Origin of the sequence: Bradyrhizobium tropiciagri (assembly GCF_001189845.1) — a bacterium.
GTDB lineage: Bacteria > Pseudomonadota > Alphaproteobacteria > Rhizobiales > Xanthobacteraceae > Bradyrhizobium > Bradyrhizobium tropiciagri.
The window spans coordinates 22,093-28,294 of record NZ_LFLZ01000095.1 but is presented as its reverse complement, the minus strand read 5'-3'; the positions used below and the strand labels follow the sequence as shown (position 1 = coordinate 28,294).

At 58.0% G+C, this 6,202-nt stretch carries 7 protein-coding genes and 2 pseudogenes; 1 reads left to right on the top strand and 8 read right to left on the bottom strand.

Annotated elements, in window-relative coordinates; genetic code table 11:
• The 3 genes and pseudogenes from AKN84_RS46840 to AKN84_RS40215 all read right to left on the bottom strand — a co-directional run.
• Positions 1-631: pseudogene (locus AKN84_RS46840) on the bottom strand (IS5 family transposase); the annotation flags it as partial.
• A 214-nt stretch (positions 632-845) separates the two neighbouring features.
• On the bottom strand, positions 846-1,520 hold the full coding sequence (locus AKN84_RS40220) for an HAD family hydrolase (protein WP_050425904.1): 675 nt from the start codon (positions 1,518-1,520) through the stop codon (positions 846-848).
• 12 nt (positions 1,521-1,532) lie between these two features.
• Positions 1,533-3,107, bottom strand: coding sequence for an amidophosphoribosyltransferase (locus AKN84_RS40215; RefSeq protein ID WP_244485746.1), 1,575 nt, complete (start codon positions 3,105-3,107; stop codon positions 1,533-1,535).
• A 172-nt stretch (positions 3,108-3,279) separates the two neighbouring features.
• Between AKN84_RS40215 and AKN84_RS46835 the strand changes: the two genes are divergently transcribed.
• The gene (locus AKN84_RS46835; RefSeq protein WP_128971593.1) at positions 3,280-3,636 is read left to right on the top strand and encodes a hypothetical protein; all 357 of its coding nucleotides are present in this window, start codon (positions 3,280-3,282) and stop codon (positions 3,634-3,636) included.
• 118 nt (positions 3,637-3,754) lie between these two features.
• On the opposite strand, the gene AKN84_RS40210 is transcribed toward AKN84_RS46835, so the two are convergent.
• The 5 genes and pseudogenes from AKN84_RS40210 to AKN84_RS40190 form a co-directional block, all read right to left on the bottom strand.
• Entirely contained in the window at positions 3,755-3,961 is a 207-nt protein-coding gene (locus AKN84_RS40210; protein WP_050425902.1) for a hypothetical protein, read from the bottom strand.
• The gene (locus tag AKN84_RS40205; protein WP_050425901.1) at positions 3,958-4,335 is read right to left on the bottom strand and encodes a DUF5677 domain-containing protein; all 378 of its coding nucleotides are present in this window, start codon (positions 4,333-4,335) and stop codon (positions 3,958-3,960) included. The genes AKN84_RS40210 and AKN84_RS40205 overlap by 4 nt, the downstream gene beginning before the upstream one ends.
• A gap of 40 nt (positions 4,336-4,375) precedes the next feature.
• Positions 4,376-4,621 (bottom strand): hypothetical protein, encoded by a 246-nt coding sequence (locus tag AKN84_RS40200; RefSeq protein WP_128971592.1) that lies wholly within the window; start codon positions 4,619-4,621, stop codon positions 4,376-4,378.
• Positions 4,618-5,511 carry a nucleotidyl transferase AbiEii/AbiGii toxin family protein gene (locus AKN84_RS40195; protein WP_050425899.1) on the bottom strand — a complete coding sequence of 298 codons (894 nt, stop codon included), beginning with the start codon at positions 5,509-5,511 and terminating at the stop codon, positions 4,618-4,620. Before AKN84_RS40195 ends, AKN84_RS40200 begins: the two co-directional genes overlap by 4 nt.
• Positions 5,504-6,147, bottom strand: a pseudogene (locus AKN84_RS40190) (type IV toxin-antitoxin system AbiEi family antitoxin domain-containing protein). The gene AKN84_RS40195 and the pseudogene AKN84_RS40190 overlap by 8 nt, the downstream one beginning before the upstream one ends.
• Between the last annotated feature and the right edge of the window lie 55 nt (positions 6,148-6,202).

Below are 6,202 nucleotides of genomic sequence, written 5' to 3'. Positions count from 1 at the left end.
CCATAGAGATGCTTGTCGAGAGGGTATTTGAGCGCGCGTGACGGATTGTTGGGAATGACGGCGAGCGCGCCTTTGGCGGCGATGGCTTGGCGCAAGTGATCGGCGTCATAGGCGGCGTCGGCCATGACGACTTCGGCGGATAAGCCTTCGATCAATGTGGCGGCTTGTGGAGCATCGCCCTTCTGACCCGCGGTCAGCGTGAACCGCACCGGACATCCCAAGCCTCGAACGGCCAGATGTATCTTGGTGCTCAGGCCCCCGCGCGAGCGGCCGATCGCTTGATCTTTAGACCGCCTTTTTTGGCGCCGGCGGCGTGCTGATGCGCCCGAACGATGGTGGAATCGACGATTAGATATTCGAAGTCCGGATCATCGGACATCGCCTCAAATATCCGCCACCAAACACCCTTGATGCTCCATCGGCTGAAGCGCCGGAACACGCTGTTCCAATCGCCGAAGACCTCCGGGAGATCGCGCCAGGGAGACCCTGTACGCACGATCCACAGCACTCCTTCAACGAACATTCGGTTGTCGCGCCCGGTCGAGCCCTTCTGATCGGGCCGCCCTATGATCAACGGCGCCATCCGCTCCCACGCCGCGTCGCTCAATACCAAAGGGTCCATCACACCCAAGGCGGCCTCCACAAAAGCAGCCTTGAATCTGATTTGCTCCTAAAAGGGAATCCTTAGAGTCCACACCACCTAGAGCGTGGGCAATCCGAGTAATATTGTCGACCAAGACATTTCGGTCGGATCGCGCTCGGCCGGAAGCTTGAAATAGACGCAGGACCAAAGCCCTGCGCCCTCGCCGGCATTGGACTTTAGTTGCCGCGCCCTCACTACCCGCCTAGTGGAAAAACCCACGCGCCCGAACGATTGGCAATAGCTCGTGATAGTTGTGGATTATGTGGTCTGGTTTCGCAGCTCGTAAGCGCGCCTCAGAAACAAATCCGCCAGTAATTGCTACGCTGATCAGCCCAAGACTTCGGGCAATATCGGTTTCTACTGGCATATCGCCGATAATGAAGGTCGACTCGGGCTTTAGATCGTTTTGCTCCATATATCGACGGAGTCGCTCCCCTTTGCTCATCGTCTTATACTGCGCTACACGGCTTTCAAAGGCGAGGACGTCGTTGAAGCAGCGGTCGATGCCGAGCCTTTGCAATTGAGCAACAAGAGGTGCGACTATATGGTTGCTTACGATGATGGATGAAGCCGCTTCCTGGCGAACCCATTCCAGCACCGCGCGCGCCCCCACGCGTAGATCTGCGTTGTCGGCCAACGGCTCGTAAGTGTCATGGAAGATTGCACTGCCATCGCGATCTACAGCTGCGACTTCCGATTCTGACATCCCGATGTTTCGGAAAAGAATGGACAGTGGGACATCGCAATGATCCCGAAAGGTGTCTAAATCGATCGCCGGGCGACCGAAACGTTCCAGGATAGCATTCGTCGTTTGGAGTAGTGCGCTGGCATCGTCAAGCAACGTGCCATTCCAATCAAAAACAAGAACCGGCCTCATGATATTCGGCCCTCAGGCAGCGCTCTGGTACTCAGAGACAAGGTTATGCAGATCTCTGTTTGCGCGTCTTTGACCTGCAGGAGTTGGCATTTCGAATGTGAAGGGTGATAAATCTACTCCCTCACTCCCGCGCGGCAGCAACGAGGACAATCGGGAGAAGGGCAAATAAGTCACAGTTGCCGCGCTGATCGCGGCGGCGATTCTTCTATCAACCGATTGGAGAACATGCGGCTCGATGTCTTTGAACAGCAGGCTTCGCTTCTGCTGTTGGGCGGGCAGCCGTTTCCACGCCTGCCAAAAGGCCAATTCATCGATGGCCTCAATATCTACGCCGTAGTAATTCGGAGCCACGATAGGTGGCGAACCGATTCCCCAATGGACAGCTTTGGCGCCTGCCGCAAGGAGCATATTCGTAATGGTCCGGCTGGTATCGCCACGAATGAGGGCTTCATCGGCAATGAGTATCGTGCGTCTGCCAACGTCAGTCGAATCGAGCCGATACTTGCGAGCGATACGATGCTTGCGCTCACTGGTTGGGCCGATGAGAGTTCGCTCAGAGAGCTGCGTCTCGATGACTTCACGTCGTTCGACACTAACGCCGCGTGCTAACAGAGATGAAAATAAGCCGTCAGCATAGGGCCCTCCGGTATGAGGCATGGACGAGACGATGATGGGATCTCGGCCCTGCTCTGCGCAGATCCGTTGCGCAATAAGATCACCTAGCGAGAAACCGATATTGTAGCGGGTTTTGCGGTGAGTTTGGCCATCGATGGACGTATCCGGGTTTCCGAGGTAAAGGGTCTCATAAACGCATAGTTTGGCGGTTTCTTGAGAAACACTGACGCGATGATCGAGGCAATGCCCCCGTTTGCCATCCACATATTTGATGTAGCCCGGCAGGATTTGACCTGACTCGCCTCGAAGGCCGGCAAAGGCGCAATTTTCCGAGGCAAAGAGCAAAACTCCATCGTCCGTCTGCATGAACTCCAATGGACGCAAACCATATCTATTGCGGAACGCGACCAGATTTCCCTCTGGGTCCAACAAGAGCGCACTGATAGCACCATCAATACGCTCATCGATTTCACGGAAAACGTTCTCATACTTGACCCGCAAGCCTTGCCGCCAATAATCCCTCTCACAAATTTTCTCAATCAGCTTGAGCAACAGCTCAGCATCCGTCCGACCAACCCGGGTGTAACCTTGGGCAATCAGTTCTGCCCTCACCTCGTGGCCATTTGCTAACGCTCCGTCTACCGACACTGTCAGTTGACGGGACGAGGCCGCGCGCTTGGGATTTGGATGATCGTCGTTCCTATCCTGTCTGCAAACTCGGCCGCTGATAAGACCGATCGCAACGTGCGGACTGACCTCCGAATCCCGCCTATTCTTGCGAATGGAAGACAGTTCGTGTGATGGCTGAGACACGCTTCCACCTCGAACGCCTTTGTTGTGCGTGAAGGCGGTGACGGCGACTTCTGCTTGTCCGCGAAGTGCGAGCTTTGGAAGCATGTGCTGGAGCCGATCATAAACCGTCTGATGGGAACTACTCCAAGGCAATAGAAAAGCGGCAGCGATACCTGACATGCTCCACCGATCCGAGAGGACACGATCCTGCCCTTAAGCAAGCTTCGTACCAGCGCATAGCAATTCGCTCGGACCGTCAAACCCGCTGAGGTAACGGTTCACGCTCTCTCTATGGCCAGATACCTGAGCTGGTGGTTTCGCGACAATCTGTCTGAAGCGCGCCGAACCCTGTGTGAAAAATGGCAAGCTCAAGCGTGCTATCATTCGTGTCGCCGCGCCCGACGATGCGCGACTTGCCATCGCAGTGGTCGATACACGCGGTTTAGACGGCAGTGCAGTGCGTCCGGATATTCTTGCTCACCTCGAGTACGAGTGCGCAGTAAACTTTTGCTCCAAGTGGGGCAGCGCTCCGGATCCAAGCGCTCAGAACTTTCTGACACACGTCTCCCAGTCCAACGCGGACTCCTCCCTGCTCGATCGCGTCGCCATCGTCGCCCTTGCACGCGCCGCCGATGCACTTTCGATGCGTCATCATTCCGGCGAAAGCGCCGAGGCTGAAAGGCTACGACATAAAGCTCGGACACGTTGAAGACGCGCTGCAGACGATCGGCATGCCGGGTGTCAATATCTTTGCCTCCGATGAAACACGACCGGCTTAGCACCCCCGGGCGAAGGTTGGCTGATCCAAGGCTGAAAGCGGCCGAGCTTCAGCCGCTCGGCCGAAAGCGCGTCATAGGCAGCGAAATCCTCCAGGGTATTGAGGGTCGTATGCGAGCGTCGAATGACAGCGAGCGATACATCAACTGGTAGAGGTCGGGGCAGGATTTGAGTGCGACATCGGCCCAGTTGATATCCTTCAGCTTCGCCCCCGTTGCTTTTTCCATGTCGTCCACCGACGCGACCACGGCCTTCATGACGGCGTTATCGGCGGTCTTGTAGCGGCAAGATAAGCGGGATTGTCGAGAAGCACGCGCGCGGCCTTGCGCTGGTTGTAGCGGTGGGCCTCGATCAGCCTGTCGATGAAAGCGGCATCGGAGTGCAGCGCATAGATCGCGATGGTCCCCTCGACGCCTGATCTTAGAACCGTTCGCGCATCACCGACGAGCCCGCGCTCTGCGAGCAGGAGTGCCGACTGGAATGATTGGTGAACCGGCACAAACAGCCCGTGTATGGCGAAGGCTGCGCTTTCGGACTGCGCGGTGGTCGCGTTCCGCAGCAGATCAAACCCGATACGGTTTAGGTCGAGCGCATAGGCGAACCATGCCTTGGTCGGCGTGGTGGTACCCACCGCGCGCTGAAACCGCTCAAGGTCGGGCGAGAAAAATCCATCAATGACATTTGAGGCTCCGGACCGATGTAATTCCTCTAGTTAGGGCGACGAGGTGCGCCTTCAGGGTCCGGCCGCGGGGATCTTGACGGTCATGCCGGGAGACCGATAATGGACATGTCGGCAGCGACCAGCAGCGGCTGGTACTGATGACGCTACCGATGATGATGCTGATGATCTTGACGCCGATCGCGCTGCTGATGCTGCTGGTCATCATGGCGATGATCGGCATGACCATCATGGTCATCCCGGCATGGTCGCTTTCTCCCCGTCCTTCAGGGACAGAGCTTCTTTCGCCCGCGGCATCAAGAACTCCGCAAGGGTTTGCGCCACGTCCGTCAGCGGGCCCGGATCGACCGCGACCTGCTTGGTGAACGCCGCCCACTGATCCTTCTTGCCGGCGTCCTCAGTAAAGGCCGGGGTGAAGGCGTCCGGCAGTGCCATCGGAATCTCGGTCTTGCGGCGCGCGAACGTCGCCTTGATGGCGCGAGCCAGCGTGTCGCCCTCGAACTTGTAGGAGCGGATCAGGACCCAGACATCGTAGAAGTCTTTGAGACGTGTGTTGGCGAGGCCGAGCGCGACCATCGCCTGAAATTTTTCGGCGACGACGGCCTCGCGCGGATAAGAGCGCAGCTTCGGCGCCGGAAAATCCAACAGCACCGGAAGGTCGGTTTCCTGCACACCGGGCTCAATGGCGTCGCCGAATGCGATATCGATCACGACGCGAACGCGGGCGTTGTCGACCGTGGCATTGCCCTTGATCCGGACGCCACCGTATTCGTTCTCGTCGCGGATGCGGTCGACGGTGAAACTGGCCGGGTCGAAGATGACGCCGTCGGCGGCATCGACGGCAGCGATCTCCTTGAATATCGCCAGGAGCGCGTCCGGGTCCGGATTGCCCGAGCCGAGAAGGTCGAGGTCGCGGGTCGGCCGGAACTGGTTATCGACCCAGGTAGCGAGCAGCATCGCGCCCTTGAGAACGAAGCGATTGCGATAGTCTGTCGAGCCGAGGCGGTAAAGCAGCCGTTCCAGCACGTAGCGGGTGAGGAGAAGTTCAAAGGGCTGATTGCGCTCCTTGGAGAGCGTGAGCAATCGCGCGCGGACCGAGGCGGCCACATTCTTGGGTGGGTTAGCCATTGGCGGTCATCGCGTCCATATATGGTTGCATCGCCTTCCAAACCCCGGCTTTGCGCGCGAAATCCGCGATCTCCGAAGCTTCGCCTTGCGTGTTCTAAGGGCCTCGCGCAGGCCTTCGAGCGCGAGGTTAAGGCCGGTGCTGTGACGATAGCGTGTCCCGGCACTCCGTCGGTAGCGAAAAAGATCGACGACGGTTTTGGCGGGGCTGAAGATCTTCACGGGGCAACCTTCGATGGTATGGGTCTCCACGCCCTCCTGAAGCCGCTCCGGGCTGAAGCGTACGAACTGCATGGGTGGGTTGGTCGGAAGCGGTTGCCGGTCTTTGGGACCAATGGCGAGCCAGACCATCGAGGGGATGGTATCGGTCAGGTCATGAAAGGCGAGCGCCGAGGTCAGCGCGACGACCCCTTTAGGCACGCGCTTGGCAGCTTCGGCGAGGGAATGGTGCGTGTCGATAGGCGCGTCAGGCAGTTGGTAGAGGCCGCGTCCGAGTTGGACAACGAGACCCTTCTCCTTCATGCGGGCGATGGTCGCCGCCGTGACGCCTGCTGTGGCAAGCTCGGACGGACGCGCAATGCCGCGCTTCCTGAGGAGTTCAATGGCACGGTCCTGTTGTGTTGAAATTGACTTGGCCATGGCTCTTGATCTTATTTGTCGGATATAGCTGATTTATGTCCTACATTTCATATCA

Coding starts and splice junctions, on each gene's coding strand:
- AKN84_RS40215 (WP_244485746.1), bottom strand. CDS start 3,107: ATGTCAGGTATCGCTGCCGCTTTTCTATTGCCTTGGAGTAGTTCCCAT.
- AKN84_RS40195 (WP_050425899.1), bottom strand. CDS start 5,511: ATGGCTAACCCACCCAAGAATGTGGCCGCCTCGGTCCGCGCGCGATTG.
- AKN84_RS40210 (WP_050425902.1), bottom strand. CDS start 3,961: ATGAAGGCCGTGGTCGCGTCGGTGGACGACATGGAAAAAGCAACGGGG.
- AKN84_RS40220 (WP_050425904.1), bottom strand. CDS start 1,520: ATGAGGCCGGTTCTTGTTTTTGATTGGAATGGCACGTTGCTTGACGAT.
- AKN84_RS40200 (WP_128971592.1), bottom strand. CDS start 4,621: ATGACCATGATGGTCATGCCGATCATCGCCATGATGACCAGCAGCATC.